The 19,744-nt window shown below is 39.0% G+C and carries 21 protein-coding genes; 16 read left to right on the top strand and 5 right to left on the bottom strand.

The window, feature by feature from the left end:
• Positions 1 to 4: 4 nt before the first annotated feature.
• From M5A78_RS06865 to M5A78_RS06825, 10 genes are all read left to right on the top strand, one after another.
• Positions 5 to 742, top strand: coding sequence for a 2-phosphosulfolactate phosphatase (locus tag M5A78_RS06865; RefSeq protein WP_248734543.1), 738 nt, complete (start codon positions 5 to 7; stop codon positions 740 to 742).
• 126 nt (positions 743 to 868) lie between these two features.
• On the top strand, positions 869 to 1,843 hold the full coding sequence (locus tag M5A78_RS06860) for a quinone oxidoreductase family protein (protein ID WP_248734542.1): 975 nt from the start codon (positions 869 to 871) through the stop codon (positions 1,841 to 1,843).
• A 213-nt stretch (positions 1,844 to 2,056) separates the two neighbouring features.
• Complete coding sequence (locus tag M5A78_RS06855) at positions 2,057 to 2,758, top strand: response regulator transcription factor (RefSeq protein ID WP_248734541.1); 702 nt, start codon at positions 2,057 to 2,059, stop codon at positions 2,756 to 2,758.
• Positions 2,730 to 4,154, top strand: coding sequence for a sensor histidine kinase (locus M5A78_RS06850; protein WP_319942260.1), 1,425 nt, complete (start codon positions 2,730 to 2,732; stop codon positions 4,152 to 4,154). Before M5A78_RS06855 ends, M5A78_RS06850 begins: the two co-directional genes overlap by 29 nt.
• A gap of 171 nt (positions 4,155 to 4,325) precedes the next feature.
• Positions 4,326 to 5,777: a S1C family serine protease gene (locus tag M5A78_RS06845; protein WP_248734540.1), complete on the top strand. Its 1,452-nt coding sequence runs from the start codon at positions 4,326 to 4,328 to the stop codon at positions 5,775 to 5,777.
• 48 nt (positions 5,778 to 5,825) lie between these two features.
• Positions 5,826 to 6,239 (top strand): hypothetical protein, encoded by a 414-nt coding sequence (locus M5A78_RS06840; protein ID WP_248734539.1) that lies wholly within the window; start codon positions 5,826 to 5,828, stop codon positions 6,237 to 6,239.
• A gap of 160 nt (positions 6,240 to 6,399) precedes the next feature.
• A complete protein-coding gene (locus M5A78_RS24690; RefSeq protein ID WP_264760440.1) occupies positions 6,400 to 6,534 on the top strand; it encodes an RAxF-45 family protein in 135 nt (44 codons plus the stop codon).
• 160 nt (positions 6,535 to 6,694) lie between these two features.
• Complete coding sequence (gene abc-f, locus M5A78_RS06835; protein ID WP_248734538.1) at positions 6,695 to 8,566, top strand: ribosomal protection-like ABC-F family protein; 1,872 nt, start codon at positions 6,695 to 6,697, stop codon at positions 8,564 to 8,566.
• 336 nt (positions 8,567 to 8,902) lie between these two features.
• Positions 8,903 to 9,580, top strand: a complete 678-nt coding sequence (locus M5A78_RS06830) for a response regulator transcription factor (RefSeq protein ID WP_248734537.1) — start codon at positions 8,903 to 8,905, stop codon at positions 9,578 to 9,580.
• On the top strand, positions 9,573 to 10,790 hold the full coding sequence (locus M5A78_RS06825; RefSeq protein WP_248734536.1) for a sensor histidine kinase: 1,218 nt from the start codon (positions 9,573 to 9,575) through the stop codon (positions 10,788 to 10,790). Before M5A78_RS06830 ends, M5A78_RS06825 begins: the two co-directional genes overlap by 8 nt.
• A gap of 32 nt (positions 10,791 to 10,822) precedes the next feature.
• Here M5A78_RS06825 and M5A78_RS06820 read toward each other — a convergent pair whose 3' ends face one another.
• Genes M5A78_RS06820 through M5A78_RS06805 form a run of 4 tightly spaced genes read right to left on the bottom strand, consistent with a single transcriptional unit; the run spans position 10,823 to position 13,172 of the window.
• Positions 10,823 to 11,392 carry a ferric reductase-like transmembrane domain-containing protein gene (locus M5A78_RS06820; RefSeq protein ID WP_248734535.1) on the bottom strand — a complete coding sequence of 190 codons (570 nt, stop codon included), beginning with the start codon at positions 11,390 to 11,392 and terminating at the stop codon, positions 10,823 to 10,825.
• 13 nt (positions 11,393 to 11,405) lie between these two features.
• Positions 11,406 to 12,329, bottom strand: a complete 924-nt coding sequence (locus M5A78_RS06815) for an FAD:protein FMN transferase (RefSeq protein WP_248734534.1) — start codon at positions 12,327 to 12,329, stop codon at positions 11,406 to 11,408.
• A complete protein-coding gene (locus M5A78_RS06810; RefSeq protein ID WP_248734533.1) occupies positions 12,304 to 12,555 on the bottom strand; it encodes a hypothetical protein in 252 nt (83 codons plus the stop codon). The genes M5A78_RS06815 and M5A78_RS06810 overlap by 26 nt, the downstream gene beginning before the upstream one ends.
• Positions 12,556 to 12,566: 11 nt before the next feature.
• Complete coding sequence (locus M5A78_RS06805; RefSeq protein WP_248734532.1) at positions 12,567 to 13,172, bottom strand: copper amine oxidase N-terminal domain-containing protein; 606 nt, start codon at positions 13,170 to 13,172, stop codon at positions 12,567 to 12,569.
• A gap of 139 nt (positions 13,173 to 13,311) precedes the next feature.
• Here M5A78_RS06805 and mug point away from each other — a divergent pair, with 139 nt between their 5' ends.
• Positions 13,312 to 13,818: a G/U mismatch-specific DNA glycosylase gene (mug, locus tag M5A78_RS06800; RefSeq protein WP_248734531.1), complete on the top strand. Its 507-nt coding sequence runs from the start codon at positions 13,312 to 13,314 to the stop codon at positions 13,816 to 13,818.
• 38 nt (positions 13,819 to 13,856) lie between these two features.
• Here the strand turns inward: mug and shc are convergent, their stop codons facing one another.
• A complete protein-coding gene (shc, locus tag M5A78_RS06795) occupies positions 13,857 to 15,722 on the bottom strand; it encodes a squalene--hopene cyclase (protein WP_248734530.1) in 1,866 nt (621 codons plus the stop codon).
• An 89-nt stretch (positions 15,723 to 15,811) separates the two neighbouring features.
• Here shc and M5A78_RS06790 point away from each other — a divergent pair, with 89 nt between their 5' ends.
• From M5A78_RS06790 to M5A78_RS06770, 5 genes are all read left to right on the top strand, one after another.
• Entirely contained in the window at positions 15,812 to 16,936 is a 1,125-nt protein-coding gene (locus tag M5A78_RS06790; protein ID WP_248734666.1) for a DUF2515 domain-containing protein, read from the top strand.
• The gene (locus M5A78_RS06785) at positions 16,863 to 17,315 is read left to right on the top strand and encodes a CBO0543 family protein (RefSeq protein ID WP_248734529.1); all 453 of its coding nucleotides are present in this window, start codon (positions 16,863 to 16,865) and stop codon (positions 17,313 to 17,315) included. Before M5A78_RS06790 ends, M5A78_RS06785 begins: the two co-directional genes overlap by 74 nt.
• A 222-nt stretch (positions 17,316 to 17,537) precedes the next feature.
• Positions 17,538 to 17,978 carry a peptidylprolyl isomerase gene (locus M5A78_RS06780; RefSeq protein ID WP_248734528.1) on the top strand — a complete coding sequence of 147 codons (441 nt, stop codon included), beginning with the start codon at positions 17,538 to 17,540 and terminating at the stop codon, positions 17,976 to 17,978.
• A gap of 108 nt (positions 17,979 to 18,086) precedes the next feature.
• Positions 18,087 to 18,875, top strand: coding sequence for a divergent polysaccharide deacetylase family protein (locus tag M5A78_RS06775; protein ID WP_248734527.1), 789 nt, complete (start codon positions 18,087 to 18,089; stop codon positions 18,873 to 18,875).
• A gap of 107 nt (positions 18,876 to 18,982) precedes the next feature.
• Positions 18,983 to 19,735, top strand: a complete 753-nt coding sequence (locus M5A78_RS06770; protein ID WP_248734526.1) for an exodeoxyribonuclease III — start codon at positions 18,983 to 18,985, stop codon at positions 19,733 to 19,735.
• The last annotated feature ends 9 nt before the right edge of the window (positions 19,736 to 19,744 follow it).

Raw genomic sequence — 19,744 nt, 5'->3', positions numbered from 1 at the left:
GAGAATGACAAAAATTCACCTTCTAATGAGGAAAGAAGATATCAAAGAAGAGAAAATCGCGGATGGAAAAAAACTCGCAGTCGTACTTGATGTTCTTCTGGCAACAACAACGATTGTTTCAGCTTTAAAGGATGGTGCAAAAGAAGTCATTCCAGTATTACATAGCCGAGAAGCTATGGAGGTTGTTAAGGAATTTCAGCAAGGGCAGTACATACTTGCTGGAGAATTGGATGCTTATCCGATCAACGGGTTTGACTATCCTAGTCCTATATTGATTGGAGAAACTATCAATGGAAAATCACTTATTTTATCGACAACGAACGGAACGGTTGCTTTAAGAAACTCGTCTTCAGCAAATAAGGTCTATGTCGCATCTTTGTTAAATAATCCTGCCGTTGCCGCTTCCCTGCAAAAAATGAGAGAAAAACAAACGATTCTTATTATTTGCTCAGGGAATTCTGGTGAAATAAGCTTAGAGGATTTTTATGGTGCCGGTCATTTAATTGATTGTTTATTGAATTTATGCCAATACGAATTAACGGATGCAGCCAAAGCAGCCGTTTATTTTTACCGAGGACACGAAGATGCCTACGAAGTTTTGCTAAGTTCTTATGTTGGTAAATTGTTAGGTAAACATAATCACCATGCTGACGTTAAGGTGGCGGCCTCAAAAGGAATCACATCGATAGTACCTATTCTAAAGGATGGAAAAGTTGTAATTGAAACAACCTGCTCTGTCTAAGTCAGCTTTAAGAGAGTATCATTCCTTTTCTAAAGCAATAGTTGAATGATCAAATAATTAGCTGGAAGGAAGATGGGAATAAATGGGAGGAAACCAGCAATTAAAGGAATTTAGGAGGCGATAGTCATGAAAGCTATACAATTAAAAGAATACGGTGGTCCAGAAGTATTACATTTGATTGAAATGAAAAAACCGATTCCCAATGGACATGAAGTATTAATTGAAATTAAGGCAATTGGTGTCAATTATGCGGATACAGCACGAAGAGAAGGTCATTATGTCGTAACCACACCGCTTCCGTTCATTCCCGGGGCTGAAATTGCTGGAGTAGTGGTAGAAATGGGTGATCAAGTAACAAATGTTAGACCGGGAATGAGGGTAGTCACTTTGATTGAATCGGGAGGTTACTCGGAATATGCCGTTGCTGATGAGCGCTCGCTTATTCCAATACCTGAGACATTAGACTTTCAGCATGCTGCAGCCTTGCCACTTCAAGGCTTAAGTGCCTACCATATATTAAAAACAATGGGCCGTTTGGAACATGGCGATAGCGTCCTCGTTCATGCGGCTGCAGGTGGAGTCGGAACCATCGCAGTGCAGCTTGCCAAGCTTTTTGGTGCGGGTAAGGTGATTGCTACTGCAAGTTCAGCTGAAAAATTGGCATTGGCTCGTGAAATGGGAGCCGACGTACTCGTGAACTATACCGAACCTAACTGGGATCAGCAAGTTCTTGAGGCAACAGGTGGCAGAGGGGTGAATATTGCTCTCGAAATGGCAGGCGGGGAAATTTTTCATAAAACATTAAAATGCCTGGCAACGTTTGGCAGACTTGTTATTTTCGGTGTCGCAAGTGGGGAGCAAGCTCGTTTTTATCCGTCAACACTGATGGGCAGAAATCAATCGGTTATTGGTTTTTTCCTGCCGCAAATTATGAGAAAACCAGAACTGCTGCAGCCAAGTTTAGTAAACTTACTTACTTATTTAGAAGCAGGAAAACTGAAACTTACAATTGGTGGTGTGTTTCCATTAAAGGATGCGGCAAATGTTCATACTCTAATGCAATCACGTAAGACACAGGGCAAGTTGATTTTAGAGCCGTAATTTTTTTTCATGAAAAAGGGGTCCGAAGCAATCAAAGGTTTTATAGTTGTTAACAAGGGTCTTGAAGAAATTCAAGGCTTTTTTGCGTTAATTTTTAATAATCTATGAACAAACTGTTAAATAGTAGAGAAGATTTAGGCAGATGGTTTGATATACAAAAAAATTCGATTAAACTAAAGAGGTAAGTTTTTTTAAGTTGGGAGTTGAAGAGTTTTGAAAATATTAGTGATTGAAGATAATAAAAGTGTTTGCTCGATGATTGAGATGTTTTTTGCCAAGGAAGGAATTGAGGGTGTTTTTGTAAATGATGGCTTAGAGGGCTACAACTGTTTTAAAACTGGGACATGGGATGGTCTCATCATTGATTGGATGCTCCCGGGAATGGACGGGGTTTCAATCTGTCGGAAAATAAGAGAAGAAAAGTTTACCGTTCCAATTATTATGTTAACAGCCAAGGACAGTGAATCCGATCAGGTGCTCGGGCTTGAGATGGGCGCGGATGATTATGTGACGAAGCCGTTTAGCCCATTGACACTAATGGCGAGAATTAAAGCGGTAACACGAAGAGTCCAGACACAAATGCCACAGGAGCAAGACAATTTCCTAAAAACTGACCATTTTAAGGTCAATAAAATCACGAGAGAAGTGTTTGTTGACGGAACGCCCATTACAAATCTTACGCCAAAAGAGTTTGATTTACTGTTTTATATGGTAGAGCATCCGAAGCAGGTATTTTCGAGAGAGCAGCTGCTTGAACGGGTGTGGGGATATCAATTTTACGGTGACGAGCGAACCGTTGATGTCCACATCAAAAGGCTCCGGAAAAAGGTTGAAACCACTTCTCAGCCATTCTTCCATACAGTATGGGGAGTAGGTTATAAGTTCGATGACACAATCAAAGCAGATGAAGTTTAAGTATATTTACCAACAGTTTTTTAGTCATATTAGCGTCATCATAATTGCATTTTTATTGTTAAGCATCATCTTTACCCATTATGTTGAAAATTTGATTTATGAAAACAAAGCAGAGGAACTGATTTCATTTGGTGAGGCTATTATTTCAGATATGAAGGAGACTCCTCTTGACGCTGACCAGATCATAAACCAATACAGCAATGTGTTAACAGCGAGAAAAATGAGCTTTACTTTGTTCGATCAGGATGGCGTGTATATGCTCAACAAAAAAGGACCGGATATTAAGCAATTGTCTCCTAAACAATGGGATTTAGTTACAAAAGGAGAAACACTGATTATCCCCATTGATTATAAAAGGTTTGGGCAGGAAGGTGTTACATTTGTAGTAAAACCCGTCGTAGATAAAGGCAGGTTTTATGGCGGTGTACTTTTAACTTCGCCAATCAGCGGTTCGAGTAAAATGATCGAACAAATAAATAAATTTTTACTGTATACCATCTTGATTGCTTTCGGTGTTGCCTTTTTACAAAGCTGGTATTTGTCTAGAATTCATGTCCATCGGATTAAACGGCTTCGTGATGCCGCGTCACTTGTATCTGAGGGAAATTATCATGTTAAGGTAAATTCCGCTAATTTTGATGAAATCGGTGAATTAGCCAACGATTTTAACCACATGGTCGATAAAATCAATGCCTCGATGGAGGAAATTGAGAGTCTCGAAAATCGGAGACGCCAGTTTATGGCTGATGTTTCCCATGAAATGCGGACACCGTTAACGACAATTAGCGGAGTGGTTGAAGGGTTAAAAAATAACATGATTCCCGAAGAAGATAAAGAGAGAGGGATCAATTTAGTAAGTCATGAAGCAAAAAGACTGATTCGCCTCGTCAATGAAAATCTAGATTATGAAAAAATTCGCTCGAATCAAATCCAGTTATTTAAAGAAGATATTCAGCTGTTGGAAGTGCTGGAAATCATTCAGGAGCAATTATTGCTCCAAGCAGAAGAAAAAAATAATCATATCCTGGTGGAAGCAGCACCTGATGTGATGGTGAATGCTGATTATGATCGCTTAATTCAAATTTTAATTAATATCACTAAAAATAGTATTCAATTTACATCAGATGGGACAATCTGGCTGCGGGGAAGAACAGAGCAGAACAATACGATTATCGAGATAGAAGATACTGGTGCTGGTATCGATTCAAATGAAATCGAAAATATTTGGCGTCGTTTCTATAAGGCCGATATTTCAAGGACAAGTAACCCCTATGGTGCATTTGGTCTAGGCCTGTCTATTGTTAGGCAATTAGTTCTCCTTCATAATGGCGAAATTGAAGTTAATAGTGAAAAAGGAAAAGGAACGAAATTTGTCATCCGATTCAAGTATGAATAATTTCTTTAAAGCCGCGGGTTGAAACTGCGGCTTTTTTCGTGTTTATTCCATTTAATTTCGTAATAAATTCCAAAACTCGTTATAGTTTGTTAATAATTTCTTAAAATTTGTCGGTTAAAGTAAAGATAGATAAAAAAGACATTAAACAATGCTTAAAGGAGAGCGAATGAGATGGAATTTAAAAATGAAAATGAATTCGATAAGGATCTAACAAATTCATCTGAGATGACTGAAAATACTAGTGAAGAAGAGTCACATAAGGATATAAGCGATTTCGGCAATATGGAGGAAAATATGAATGCAGTGGATGCTGAGTTCCCAATTGAGCCTCATGAATCCATCCATGCGGACGAAAGTGGAAAGTCAACAGAATTTGAAGGACAAGCAGAAGAAGCCATTCCACCGATTATGGAACAAACTCGGATAACGAACCAAGTTGAGCAAAAGAAGTATAAGAAACGGAATGTAAAAGGGTTTGCATCCACCCTTGCTGCAGGGGTGATTGGGTCTGTATTAACGTTAACGATTCTCCCGCATACGGATTACATAAAAAGCTTTTATCCGAATGCAGAGAATCAAGTGACTAGTGGTACTGGGGCATCGGTAAAGAAAGTAGTAGCGCAGCCAACAATGGCATCTTCAGGTTCCATTGCTGATACCGTTGAAAAAGTATCAAAAACAATTGTGGGTGTGGTTAATTATCAGCAACAGCAAACCAATGATCTTTGGGGAAATTCTAGTAATCAACAAAGTGTGCAATCAGGTTCAGGCTCAGGGGTTATTTTTCAAAAAAATAACAACATTGCCTACATTGTTACCAATAATCACGTAGTCGAGGGCGCTTCGAAGCTTGAGATTTCTTTATATGATGGCCAAAAAACGTCCGCTGAAGTAGTTGGAACTGATGCCCTAACGGATCTTGCTGTATTAAAGATTGATGCAAAATACGTCACAGCAACGGCTGACTTCGGGGATTCGTCTACCCTTCGACCTGGTGATCAGGTTTATGCGATTGGGAATCCGCTTGGACTTGATTTATCAAGAACGGTTACACAGGGGATTGTCAGCGCCATTAACAGAAGCATTTCCGTTTCGACATCGGCAGGTAACTGGGATACAAATGTTATTCAGACCGATGCAGCCATTAATCCTGGAAACAGCGGTGGGGCATTAATCAATCAACAGGGTCAGGTAATTGGTATCAATAGCTTAAAGATCTCTGAGAGTGGTGTCGAAGGTTTAGGCTTTGCTATTCCAAGTAATGATCTCATTCCAATTGTGAATCAATTAATTAAAGCCGGAAAAGTCGATAGACCGTACCTTGGTGTGGGCCTTGCCGATTTAGACCAGGTACCACAAGTATATTGGCAAAACCTTCCAAACAACGTTAAACAGGGCGTATTGGTGATGAATATTGATCCTAATTCTACAGCATCCTCTGCTGGATTTCAGCCGAAGGATATAATTGTTTCGATGAATGGTACGAAAATAGCTAATTCCTCGGAATTAAGAAAATATTTATATTCAAAAGTTAAGACCGGTGATGAAATTAAATTTGAGGTTTACCGTGACGGCAAGCAGATTACGTTGAAGGCGAAATTATCAGCTAATAAAGGGGCATGATTCCAGAGATAATAAGACCATCCCAATTGGTCTTGAGGTGACAAGAAGATGAACAAGGTTGGTAGGTATGCAGCAAGCGGAGAAGCTGATGATATAGAACTGATGAATATGGTCTTTGAGCTCGCCGAAAAGGATAAAATGGTTATGTGGTCTGAAGGCTATATTGAACTTGTAATCGATAAATTACCGGTTTATGCTCGTGATATTTTAGAGAATCGTATGGAAAAGTGGGAAGATACGAAGGTCTATTATCAGAAACTGCTTCAAGAAATTATCAATGATCTAGAGTTTAAAAATATAGTAAAGGGCGAACGAAAGGAGTTCGCCCTTTTCGTCATGGAGCGATATCCAGAGGTTCGATCCTTATTGTTCTTATTCTACGACGGGAATTTAAAGGATGATGACATTAGGAAGTTTGTTTACCGAAGAAGGTTTGGGGCCCGAAAAAAGTACCTTCATTAAAGTTGTTAGCGGAATAAAGTGAAAAGTTGGGGGAATGACTGCTCATTCTCGCAGATTTAAATTGCCAACCTTTAGACAAATCAGAATAAACGGGCTTGCAATCAGTACCGTGAAACTTTACAATAGGAATAACTTGTTTGGAAACGGAGGTGGGGAAGAGATGAAACGTTCAATTTTTGCACGCTTACAGTGGCTTGAAGCCCTTACTATTTATCGTGCAATTTTTCATTTGGTAAGTTTCAAAGGGGGGGAGTCTGTCCTTTTTTCGAAACTTCATATTGATTTTGAACGATAACACATCTCTAAACCCACAATAAATTGGTCAAATGAGAGAGTGCATCGCCCGCACTCTTTTTTCATGCCTTTTTATTAGCCGCGGGTTGTCATAGATGCCTAAGGCTAATTTATTTTTGAGAGAGTGTTCATCGAATTTTTAACAAAAAAGGAGAATGAACATGATTGTTTGCAGTGTTAATCAAATAGCGAAATCGTTTGGTGGAAATTTGATTTTTAAGGATTTATCATTTGAAATACATGAAGGAAGCCGAATTGGCTTAGTAGGCCGGAACGGCAGCGGAAAGACCACTTTATTAAGGCTGCTGGCAAATCAAGAACCAGTAGATGAAGGGATTATTCACTGGAAAAAGGGGCTGAAAATTGGTTGCCTTGCCCAGATTCCTGACTTTAAAGACCTGTCAGTAAAGGAAGTTCTAAAAACGGCATTTGAACAATTAACGGAAACAGAAGCGAAGCTTCAACAGTTGGAAATGGAAATGGGCACACAAATTGCTCCAGAAAATCTTCAAAGATTAATGGATCAGTACGGCAGACTTCAGGATGATTTTATCTTAAGCGGTGGCTACGAAATGGAAGCCCAAATGGACCGAATATCAAATGGCTTGCAAATTACCGACCTGCTTGATAAAGCTTTTTCAACTCTAAGCGGTGGTGAAAAAACAAAGGTTGGACTTGGATTAAGTTTATTAAAAAATCCAGAACTTCTATTGCTGGATGAACCGACTAATCATCTTGACCTGATGGCGATTGAATGGTTAGGCTCCTTCTTGAAAGAATATAAGGGAACGATTATTCTAATTTCCCATGATCGTTACTTTTTAGACGAAGTTGTTAATAAGGTACTTGAAATGGAAGATGGGGAAATAAATCTGTTCCATCGGAATTTTAGCGGTTATGTTACAGAGAAAGAAGAACGTCTGTTAAAAGAATTCCAACAATATCAAGAACAGCAGCGGAAAATAAAGAAAATGAAGGAAGCCATTAAGCGGCTGCGAGATTGGGCAAATCGTTCGAATCCACCAAGTGCTGCGCTCCATAAGCGTGCAACCAATATGCAAAGGGCTCTAGATCGGATGGAAAAGCTTGATCGACCGAAAATGGATGCTAAGAAAATGGGGATTGACTTTGAAGCAATTGACCGCAGCGGTAAAGACGTTATCATCCTAGAAGACGTTTCAAAAAGCTATGGCAGCCGCACCCTTTTTGAACAAGTGAATATGCTCGTTCAATATAAGGATCGCACAGCAATTGTTGGCGAAAACGGGACGGGTAAATCAACTTTATTAAAAATAGTTTTAAAGGAATGTAAAGTGGACAGTGGAATTGTTAAGATTGGTAGTAACGTTAAAATAGGCTACCTGTCACAACATGTATTTCAGAATATTGGTGATGAGCAGGTCATTGACGTATTCCGTTCTGAGGTTACGGTGAATGAGGGAGAGGCTCGTCATATTTTAGCAAGGTTTCTGTTTTACGGGCCAGCGGTTTTCCGCAAGGTCAATCAGCTAAGCGGCGGGGAGAGAATGCGTCTCCGCCTTGCTCAGCTCATGTACCAGGATATCAATCTGCTTATTTTGGATGAGCCAACCAATCATTTAGATATTGATTCCTGTGAAGTGTTAGAAGAAGCACTTGAACAGTTTAATGGCACGATTTTAGCTGTATCCCATGACCGTTATTTTCTTAATAAATTATTTAATAAAATTTATTGGGTGCAAGATGGGACTGTTCACTTTTACGATGGTAACTATGATTGGGCAAAAGAAAAGTTGATTTTAAAAGAGATAAAACCAGTTGAAAAGTCCTTGCCGAATAATATAAGCACGCCAAAAGTGAAGAAGGCAAAAGAGCAAGTAGGTACGAATGATATTGAACAAAAGATAGAGCAAATTGAATTAGCAATTCACAAACTCAAACAAAAGCTAGAGGCTGAAAGTGAACTAGAAATGCTCCAAAGAATTTATAATGAATTAGAGTTGCGTGAGAACGAACGTGAAAGCCTTTATCTACAGTTAGATGAAATCGGATAAAAATAGACGAAAGCTCCTCAAGGCATAATCGAGGAGTTTTTCTGCTAAATCACTGAATTTCGTTATTTATTAAATGAATGTCAATACTCCCGACCTCACGAATATGATATTTCATTGTTTTTATGAACCAACATCTGAAACATGTGCAAATGTATATAATACATTCTAATGACTGTGGAGCCGTCAGTAGGGGCCCTATTTTTTTTCTCTATATTTCCTCCCATCGAATGAACTCGCAAACAAATCTTGGAAAAGTTCACGCTAATTTCATTCCCTTTTCAGAAAAGCTTGTTATGATTATGGTAAAAGGAATTTTCTTGAAATGGAGTGGCGACGGTGAATATTTTATTGGCTGAGGATGATGTTCGGCTTGGGAAGCTGATGACCCACCTGCTGCAAAAGGAATTTCATCTTGTTGATTGGGTTATTAATGGAATGGAAGCTTACAACAATGCCCGCTGTTCAAATTATGATGTCATCATCTTAGACTGGATGCTACCGGGGGAAAACGGGTTATCCGTTTGTAAAAGACTTCGAGAAAAAGGAATTAAAAGCGGAATATTATTTGTGACCGCAAAGGATGCGAATGAAGATATTATCACTGGTCTGGATTCCGGAGCGGATGATTATATCGTAAAACCGTTCGAATTTAATGAATTATTAGCACGAATAAGGGCAATCAGCCGCAGGAAAGAAAAACCTCTAGAAGATTCCGTTACCATCGACGATTTTACCCTCAACCTAAACAGCCATGAATTAAAACGAAATGATTCCATTATTGAATTAACAAAAAAAGAATACCAGCTGCTTGAAATATTAATGCGGAACCACAAACAAGTCATCACAAGAGAAGTCCTATTTGATAAACTTTGGGGCTATGAAACTGAAGTCTCCGATAACGCTTTAGATGCTTTAGTAAAATTAGTTCGAAAAAAAGTTGATGTACCAGGGACTCCATCCTTAATACAAAATGTTAGAGGAATCGGTTATAAAGTGAGACCACTCCATGTTTAACCAGTTGAAAGCGAAATTAACCTTTATTTTTACCTTATCGTTACTTTGTTTACTGCTTTCATTCATCGGAGTACTTTATTTCCTTATATCACATGAGATCAACGATAAGGAGGTAGAGGAAATAAGAGTATATTATGATAAAGAAAAAGGCGATTTTATCGAGGATCTTTTTGAAAAAAAGCATCATCTTCTTGAGTATGACCCAAATCGATCGATATTTTACTATGTTTACAATCAAAAAGGTGAGTTGGTTTACGGGAAAGAAACTGTACAATCTTTTTTCGAAATTATAGAAGGAAATTCCGATTCGAAAGCAAGTATATTTACAAAAAGGATTGACTGGGGACAACAGCATTTTCTTATTATTAAAAAACCTCTTGATACACACGGGTTTGTTATTCTGGGCATGGATATTACAGGAGAAAAGCATCTTATTGAAAATATCACTTGGACCCTCTTTGCTCTTACATTATTTTTTAGCCTAATTTACGCGTTTTTAGGATATTATTTTGCAGGGCAGGCAATGAAGCCGATTAAAACTGCTTTTAATCAGCAAGAAAAATTTGTTTCCGATGCATCCCATGAATTAAGGACCCCATTAAGTATTTTTTATAGTTCAGTAGATTTATTGATGAGAGAAGAAAAGTCGAATTTAAGTCGATTTGGACAAGAAGTCCTTCAGGATGTGAAAATAGAAGCACATCTCATGAACAAGCTGGTAAATGATTTACTAATTCTGGCAAGAAGTGATAAGAACCAATTAATTCTAGTGAAGAAAGAGGTTAATCTTTCCTTACTTTTGACCTCTGTTTGTAAAAGATTTTTCAGAAAAGTATTGAATAATACTCAATTTGAGCAAAAAGTTCAGTCTGGAATATATCTTGTCTGTGATGAAACAAGGATTCAGCAATTACTCTATATCCTCTTAGATAATGCATTACGCTATACAAAGGAGGGGAAGGTAACCGTAACCTTAACGGTAAAAGCTAGTGAAAAAGTCATCACCATCGAAGATACAGGATGCGGTATCGCTAAAGAGGACCTTCCGTTTATTTTTGATCGTTTTTACCGTGCAGATGTTACGAGGGAAAAAGGGGGGTCCGGGTTAGGACTTTCTATAGCAAACGCTATTGTTACAGCGCATGGGGGTGAAATATTTGTCAGCAGTACGATTGGAAAGGGGAGCGTTTTTACGGTTATTTTCAAATAAAAAATAAAACGGCAGCTAAGACGCTGTCGTTTCTATTTGCTCGGCTTTTGGCGGTCTGGTGATTGCCGGACCATGCCTGATTCCAAATATTTGATGAACCCGAGTACAATAATGAGAGAACTTCCGCTGGCGTATAAAAATAATGACCAAGGTTCCGTGGAATCGGTTCCAATTGCCAGTCCATGAATCATCATAAATACCCAGGCAGGAATCACAGCTAGGTGGATTTTTTTCCAAATTTTCAAACCTAACTTCTTGATAAAAAAATCGGAAGAGCTAATTACCATGAAAAATAAGTAAAACGAGAGCGTACCAAGCGCAGAATAAACTGGTTCATTTTCAGCATAAAAGGGGATAAATAGCTCACCAAGTGAATAGGGAACGTATTGATCCTGCCAGATTAAGACGATATGAAAAATGATTGTAAGCAAACCGAACCAGCCGCTCGTTTGATGAAGAGAGACGAAAAAGGCTTTCTTCTTCTTCAACACCGAAAGGGAACTGAATAGCCCGAGCGATAGCGAAAGTGTCATAAAGTAAAACCCTAAAAAGCCAGAAGTACGAATAAGGTTCCAGACGGAAAAATAGTCATTAATATTCATCGTTTCCCTCCTTTCAACTTCTGATGACCGTTCCTTTTTCAGTAACAAGTAGAAAGGAACTATTGGGCTTGATATTTATCAATAGATCTGTTAATTTTTCAACATCCTCCATAAAGCACAGCTTTGCCATTACTTCTGCATCAACACAGGTATCGGTAATGACCGTAGCTTGAATGATACTGGTTTCAACAGGTAACCCTGTTTTTCCATTCAATAGATGATGTTTTATCATATTTCCTTGGCGCCAACTGCGATAGACGACATTAGAAGTAGCGATACTTCCGTTTGTTATCCGAAATTGGGCGATTTCCACATTAGGTTGATAAGGGTGGGAAATCCCGATTTTCCATTCTTTTTGCCCGTTTGACCAGACAGTTATGTCACCACCGCCATCAACGATTCCAGATTCTGCCTCTCCAATGTTCTTTAACCACTGTGCCGTCGCCTGTACCGTATAGCTTTTGCCGATTCCACCGAGGTCAATTTTCCCTTCAGCTGTACGCGTAACTGTTCTAGTGCTCAGGTCAAATGCGAAAGGACAGATTTCTTGGTCATACACGGAAGGCATCACATAAGTTTCAGGATCACTGGAATGGAACGGAAAAGAGTGTACATAACCGTGATACTGCATTTGTGGCAATAAATACGGTGAAAACAACCCATTTGTTCTTCTACGATAAACTTCGGCGCTTTGTAGGACATCGAAAAGTGGGTGTGTCAGGAGCATTTTTGCGCCTATTTCTAACCGATTAATCTTGTCTAACTCATTATCTGGGAGAAAACGGGACCATTCCTTTTCAACATATTGCACCCAACCCGAAACAACTTCCTTCCAATTCGAAATCATGCAATTGGACACAGCAAAGTAAAAGGTTGTATTCATTGCCTCAATGGTCAAATTGTCAAATCCATCAGGACCTTCGTGATTGGCGGTCACTTTGCTCGACACCTCCCGAAACGACAACTCCATTGATTTCATAATTGGACCAATCAAGCTGCACGAATTCCTTTTCCTGCTTACTCATTGATTTTGTAATTACTATTTCAGAATTTTGTAAACTCTGACTCGGTTGATTTCCTCCAATTTGGCTAATCACAAATGCGGAAAGTGCAGTTCCTGTAAGACCAATTGTCCATTTTGCCTTTTTTGATTTTGCCAACATCAACACATCCTTTAAATTGATTGTAAAACCATGGCATTTTTAGTTATATCCCAGGTAACACGGTAACCAAGCGCGTTTGCTGCAACCGAAACAGGCATGTACACTGAATTTTCATAGCAAGTGGCGATTGTAGGCATTGGTGTTTTAACCTTGTTTTCAAACACGGCGTTCGAACCTGCTTTGACAATTAATTCGAGATTTCCTTTGTTTAATACAGCTATTTTGCTTTGGGGATAGAACTTTGCTTGAGCCCCCATAATTTCGGCAATAGCATCTCCGGACACAAGTAACTGACCATCTTGGGGAATGCAGTAGATACTTGTCTCATTCCCATTTACGATAACAATGAGTTCTTCTGGACTAGCAATTGGCATAGCATTATTAGGATCATTCCGTGGTTCCCGTGACCAAATGCTCCAATATTCCTTTTGTTGAGTAAAATTATTTTGCCGCTGTTGTTTAGTGCGATTATCCGCATCATGATCTTTTTGAAAGTATTCATGTTTGTCGTCATCATCATCATCGTCGTGGTCGTCAGCGATAACGCTAGTTCCAAGTGATAATGACACCAACATGACTGCAAGCATTGACATTAATTTTTTCCACCTACTGTTCACATCTATTTCCTCCTTGCCTCTCTTAAAAGGAAGTTTAGCCCAACACTCTGAAAAGAAACTGAAAAGGATATGGTAAAATGAAAAAATAGTGAGCCCATGTTGTGGAATAAGGTAGAAATGCACAGAAAAGAGGAAGAGTATGAATCCAGTCCGTGATCACGTAAAAGAAGGTTTACAGATTTTATTTGTTGGTTTTAATCCAAGTATTCGCTCTAGTGAAACAGGACACCATTTTGCCAATCCCAATAATCGGTTTTGGCGAATTCTTCATGAAGCTGGATTAACACCTCGTAAATATGCCCCTACAGAAGATTTTCAGCTCCTTGATTTGGGTATGGGGATTACAAACATTGTTTCACGGCCAACAAAAGCGGCAGATGAAATTACCAAGGAAGAATACGAAGAAGGGAGAAAACTATTAATAAGGAAGATTGCGTTTCTGAAACCAAAAGTCGTTTGTTTTGTCGGAAAAGGTGTTTATCAACAATATAGCGGTAGAAAAACTGTAGCATGGGGAGTACAGGTGGAATCAGTGGTTCCAGGGATCATTGACTTTGTTGCCCCGTCCACAAGCGGGCTAGTAAGAATGAGGTTGGAAGAAATGGTGGATATATACAAACAATTAACAGCTTTATTATCAAAATAAAAACATCGACGGAACCACTTAACCGTCGATGTTTTTCCTTAAATTTCAAATTTTTTTCGATAATGTGAAAGGGTGAGCAGTGGGAAAATATAACGATAGCCGTGATAATGAATATAAAAAGCGCCGCCCATTCCTTGCCCTTTAGGGTAGGCAGCAGTCCAATCCTCTTTATCAAGTGAATCTAATAAATATTGGATACCCTTACGAATTTCGGCTGTTGGTTTATCTGACGTGGTAATTAAGGCATCAAGTGCCCACGATGTATGTGTTAAAGTGCTTGCACGTAATGGAATATACCTTTTTTTACTATCACTATGACATGATTCTCCCCAGCCCCCATCCTCGTTTTGAATTTCCCGTAACCAGCCAACAGCCTTTTGAATGCTGGGATGGCTATTGGAAACCCCAACTGCTAACAATCCAGTCATTGCCCCCCATGTACCGTATAGATAACAAATACCCCAGCGACCATACCAGGAACCATCCTTTTCTTGATCCTTCATCAGCCATTTGACACCATTTTTAATCGAGGGGTGATCTTTTGGTAAATTGGTATAATTTCCGAAAAACTCTAATGTTCTTCCGGTAATATCGGCGCAAGAAGGGTCTACCAGCAAAAATTCACCTTTTTCAAGTGGTAAAAATTCAACTAACTTTGAATTAGCCTCTTTTTCAAACGCCGGCCAACCGCCGTCATCGTTTTGCATCGATAACGTCCAGCTAATACCACGTTCCCAAGCAGCAAGCTCACTTGGAACGATTCTTGAAATCGATCTTAAGGAGGTGGTGGTATCGTCAACGTCAGGTAGGATGGTATTCACGTTGGAAAACCCCCAGCCGCCCGGCATGCTATTAGGGTTATGAATCACCCAATCTCCGAATTTATGTTGCTGCCGGTTTAGGAGGTAACGATTGGCATTTACTACCATCGGGTTATTTGACGAAATTCCCGCCGATTGCAGGGCAAAGCCAATCAAGGACGTATTCCAGACATTGGCTGTTGTATATTGCATATGAGGAAAGCCATTGATTTCACATTTCATCGACTTTATTCCCTCAATTGCTTTTATGATAACAGGGTCTGTTTTCTTATATCCTAATGAGAGCAGGGCGAAAATCATCAAAAAGGTGCAGCTGTAATAACTGTAAAAGGTTCCATCCGGTTCAATATGATCCAACATATACTTTTTGGCTCGTTCTAATGCTAAATGGCGAAGTTCTTTAGGAATGCCAATTAAACTTTTCACACCTTCTTCGATAAAAGATAACAACGAGCGTAATTCAGCTGAACGAACCCAGGGGTCCTCTTCATTCCGATGTAAATGCAATTCGGACAGGTCCGGACTTTTTGCAGTCCTGATTGTTAATTTTTTATCAGCTAGAATCATTATGGGAGTTAAATTTGCTCTCCCAAAAACAGAGAAGGAATAAAAATTGATTGGGAAAATCTCTGGTAAAAGAATGACCTCAATGGGAAGCGGGGAAAATGACGGCCATTTATACTGTCCAGTTAAAGCCAGCATGATTTTTGTATACGTGCCAGTCTCTTTTAACCCTCCGTTTGCTAATATATAATTTTTTGCTTTCCTTAGGTGTTTGTTGTCCCTTTGGTAATAGCCGGAATAAAGAAGCGCGTAATATGCCTCCACGGTAGCCGTTATATTCCCTTCGCCTTCATCAAAATAAAGCTTCCACGCACCGTTTGTTCCTTGTTTACTTAATATTCTCTTTGTAAGTCCTTGAATTAATTCCTCATCATTAATCTCTAATGTTCGTAATAAAATAATCATATAAGCATCTGTTGAAATGCCTGTATCAAATGGATAGCCCCACGAGCCGTCGGGAGATTGGTCATTTCTAAGCACGTCAATCAACCAATCCATGCCTTTTCTTGTATCGAACATCCCTGGTTATCATTCCTCTCCCAAAAAGTATTCACAACTAATACATATTCCCTTTAGGTTGGGAGCATTCGTAAGGGAGGTAATCTGTCATTTTTTTTACGAGAAGTCGCGAAATAACTCCTTTTGAGGCCTTACAAGATGAATTAAAGAAAAAAAGCAAAAACCCAGCAGTTACCTTCCCTCATTTAACCTTGGGGGATCGGAATTTATTAGAAAAAGTTAGAACTGAGACGAAGGAGAATAATGTAAACAATGTCACAAGGACGAAGGCCTATTTGGATTTTTACCTGCAGTATCCTGAAATTCAATGGGCGTTTTTAGGGCATATGGTTTCCCGTAACGGCGGGTGGAACATGACGGATTTAAAGGGCGACTTCCTTACGCGCTTACTGTCAAAAAAGGAGCGGAATTCATTCTTTCAATTTTTAGAGCGTGGCAACTGGCTAATTTTTCAAGATGTTTATCCGCAATTCTTGCTTTACAAGGAAAGCTTGAAACAAAATAAGCCTTTCTTCTACCTATTATCATATTTAAATGTTTCTACCTTCATGGAGACGATTTGGAATCATTTTTGGAGGTATCAAGAGCGATATATCCTTTGTATTGCACTAGTTATCAATGAGCAAAGCTATTTGGAAAAAAGAGTGGTTCAGAATCCGGTATATCAAAAAGAAGTGTTGAACAAATTTGAATTTTTTCTGCAGGACCTTTTATCGTTTAACCATATTCTTTTTCCATATGATGATGGTGAACTAGCTGGGCAGACACTTCATCAGTTTGAATCCGTTAATGAGCGAATTTTACTCGGGAAAAGGTTATATTCTGTCCTTTTTAAAAATAAAGATTTTCTAAGGATTATCGTGGACTGGGCAAAAAATCATCCACATACCGGGTCAAGAAAAGACTACTGGCCCCATATCTTTAATAATATTAAAGAAGGAATTCCAGGGTTTACTTATCCGATTCGATTAAAGTCCTGTCAGCTCCGTAAAGGGGCAAGAAAATTCTACAGCCCATCCCTTGAAAATGCCTGGAAAAATGTCAGCCAGCCGGAGGCGGAAAAAGGGGACTGGTTTGAAGACTGGCGAGTGATGGATTATTTAGTGGAGGACAACGAAATGATTGATGGGGAGATAAGGAATGAATACTGTAAAACTCTTGAACGACTCGAGGTTGCAGCCCTCGCAAAAAAGACGATTAACTTTTTGGAATAAAAACTATTTTGCTTGTATGATGCTTGCGTCCTTACTTGGAACGTATTTAGACCTATTTTTTGTTGGGAAACAGATGTATGAGTTTCCAGTAAGGCTGCTGCCAAGGATTTTTTCCATTAATATTGCCTTTACTTTAATTGGCCTTCCTGTTTTTGTCATGATATTTATTTCTTGCATTTCCAAAGTGAATAAATGGGGAAGGGCGGGGATTATCTTTTTTGTTAGCTTATTAATGCCCATTTTTGAAAAATTTGCGGAAGTGCTTGGCTTTTTTGTGCATAATGAACAGTGGAATCATCTTTACACGTTTTTTGGGTATTTACTGTTTTTAACGATTATTTCTGCTTTTTATCAATGGCTGGAAAAGCAGACTAGATAAATAACAAAAAGCCGGGACGAATGTCTCGGCTTTTTGTTGGGGCCCCTTCCGTCCGTACAGTGGTTAAGTGTCCCGCAACAAGCGAATGTTCGGAAGGGGGTTCCCTAATTAATATTTTACCACAACCATAGTGGAAATATAATGGTCAAAAGTGCCAAAACTTTCTTTTCTTTAATGAAAAGTGTATGATTAAAATGATTTTTTACATAAGGAGTGTTGAAAATGGCGAAAAAAGGATACATATTAATGGAAAACGGAGAAAAGATTGAGTTTGATTTATTTTCAAATGAAGCACCTGGTACAGTAGAGAATTTTGAAACATTAATTAACAAAGGCTTCTACAATGGATTAACTTTCCACCGTGTTATTCCTGGTTTTGTAAGTCAAGGGGGTTGCCCAGAAGGCCGTGGAACTGGTGGTCCTGGCTACACAATTAAATGTGAGACAGAAGGAAACCCACACAAACATATTCCTGGTGCATTATCAATGGCTCACGCAGGGAAAGACACAGGTGGAAGTCAATTCTTCATCGTCCATGAATCACAGCCGCATCTAAACGGTGTTCATACAGTGTTTGGTCAAGTTACTTCTGGTCTAGAAGCAGCAAAAGCAATGAGAAATGGCGACAAAATGCAAGAAGTTAAGGTATATGATGCTGAATAAGTAAGAACGAGAGAGCTAAAACAGCTCTCTTTTTTTGGTATTTTTTTAAGAATTTTAGCTTCTTTATCGGGGTAAATTAACTTCAAAAGCTTGCTTTTGGAGGTCTATATGAAAAAGTTTACTTTATTGTTAATGCCGTTGTTATTTTTATCGTTTGACGTAAATGCTGCATCTGAAAAAAATGAAACAAAAGAACTTAAGGCAGCCATAATCATTGATGATTTTGGCGGAGGTACAGGCGGAGTAAGGGACTTTTTAGAAGGTGACATACCGATTACTGCTGCTGTCATGCCATTTACTGAAAACTCAAGAGAACATGCAGAATGGGCTCATAAAAATGGTTTTGAAGTTATGGTGCATTTACCGATGGAGCCAAAACGTGGGAAAAGATCTTGGCTAGGGCCGAAGCCAATAACAGTTGATCTTTCTCAGAGAGAAGTAAAACAACGTGTAAGAGAGGCGATTAAGAGTGTTCCATACGCAGTCGGTCTAAATAACCATATGGGCTCATTAGCGGTGGAAAACGAAGAAATTGTTCGGGCAATTGTCGAGGTAGTAAAGGAGAAAAATCTTTTTATTATTGATAGTGGCACAAGCCCAGGAACAAAATTCCCGCAAATTGCTAAAGAACTAGGGGTCCCTCTTTTAAAAAGAGATGTATTCCTTGATGATATCTCATCCTCTACCAATGTAAGAAAACAAATGATCCGCCTGGCACGAGTAACAGAAATAAAAGGCAAAGGAATTGCTATTGGCCATGTAGGAGTGACCGGTAAAGTTTGTTCGGTGGGTATTTTTCAGTCGATGAAAGAATTTGAAAAGCGGAAAATCAAAATTGTTCCAGTCTCAGAACTATTTTCAGGTGAATTAACTGAAAAGTTTTTTTTTCCAAAATAAAAAGGCGGCTGCAAGCTGCCTTTTTTTGCTGAATTTATTTTTTCTGGTAAAATGTTTTCTATCAAAATAATATACAAAGAGTCACTAAGGGAGAAGGAATTGAAAAAATGAAATTGGTTTCTTGGAATGTTAATGGCCTCAGGGCGTGCGTTAAAAAGGGATTTTTAGATTATTTTAATGAAGTAGATGCAGACATTTTCTGTATTCAGGAAACAAAATTACAAGAAGGGCAAATTAGCCTGGATTTAGCAGGATATCACCAATACTGGAATTATGCCATTAAAAAAGGGTATTCCGGTACGGCTGTTTTCACCAAATTTGAACCACTTTCTGTCAGATATGGGGTAGGAACTGAAGAAAGCGAGGGGGAAGGAAGAATCCTTACCCTAGAATTTGCTGAATTTTTCCTTGTCAATGTTTATACACCGAACTCGCAGCGAGATTTAGCGAGAATCGGCTATCGTATTGAATGGGAAGAGCGAATTCTGCAACATTTGCAAGCATTAGCTGGAGTTAAGCCCGTCATTCTTTGCGGCGACTTAAATGTCGCCCACCAAGAAATCGACTTGAGAAATGCCAAATCCAATTTAGGTAACTCTGGTTTTACCGAAGAAGAGCGAGGAAAAATGACCGCCTTACTTTCAGCAGGTTTCGTGGATAGCTATCGCCATTTTCATCCAACTCAAGAGGGTGCATATACGTGGTGGTCATACATGAATAAGGTACGTGAGAGAAATATTGGCTGGCGGATTGATTATTTTATTGTATCTGAAACGATGCGAGAACGACTGAAAAATGCCGACATTCATTGCGATGTAATGGGTAGTGATCACTGTCCCGTAGTTCTTGAAATCCAATAATCTGTACCG

Origin of the sequence: Neobacillus rhizosphaerae (assembly GCF_937468385.1) — a bacterium.
GTDB classification, from domain to species: domain Bacteria; phylum Bacillota; class Bacilli; order Bacillales; family Cytobacillaceae; genus Neobacillus; species Neobacillus rhizosphaerae.
Note: the sequence above shows the minus strand (reverse complement) of the source record. Positions and strands in the feature narration are given on the sequence as shown.